Below are 757 nucleotides of genomic sequence, written 5' to 3'. Positions count from 1 at the left end.
CGGACTTGATCCGGGACCGGTGGCAGTGAACGGCCCATGTCGCTGCGTGAAGCTACTGCTCACCTAAAGACGGCCACCGTTCCCGGATCAAGTCCGGGACGACGAAGTGGCCCAAACGTCCCACTTGCGCGAATTGCAATTTCCGGCATTGCTGGCTTGTAAATCGCAAGGGCAACCCGGTTGCCCGATAATAGTTAGGAGCCTAAGTACCCCCCACCCCCGATCCCCCCAGGACCCATGACCGACCGATCGAGCCTTGCCCATGACCTCGCCACGCAACTCGCGCCTGTTGGGCGGGCGTGGAGGCAGCTTGCCGACCGCATCCTCGCCTCGCTGGAGATTTCCAACTCGGCGGGCTGGGCGCTGGTCCATCTCGAGCGGCTGGGCGCAGGAGCGCGGCAGGCGGATCTGGCGCGGGCCATCGGTATCACCGAAGCATCGCTGACCACCACCGTGCGCCAGCTCGAATCGGCGGGTCTCGTCGAGCGCCTCGCCGATGCCGGTGACCGCCGCGCCAATCTTCTCCACCTTACCCGAGAGGGCGCGGGTATTGCCCGCAAGGCGGAAGCGCGGCTGGTGGCGCTGCGGGGGGAATTGCTGGACGGCATTCCGGACGCCGACCTCGAAGCGGCCGTAAACTTGATTACTACTGTGGGCAACCGCGCTGCAGAGATGCGGGGGCGGACATGAACCGGCCGATCTTCGCGCGCTGGGGCGTCCCGGCGGCCATCTTCTCGATCAAGGCGTTTCTGGCAGC

General features: G+C 65.8%; 1 protein-coding gene. It reads left to right on the top strand.

Annotated features, from left to right (window positions below):
- Positions 1-237: 237 nt before the first annotated feature.
- Positions 238-690, top strand: a complete 453-nt coding sequence (locus tag ACYPYD_RS25165; protein ID WP_008832631.1) for a MarR family transcriptional regulator — start codon at positions 238-240, stop codon at positions 688-690.
- Positions 691-757 lie beyond the last annotated feature (67 nt).

Source organism: Novosphingobium sp. 11B (assembly GCF_054589055.1).
Note: the sequence above shows the minus strand (reverse complement) of the source record. Positions and strands in the feature narration are given on the sequence as shown.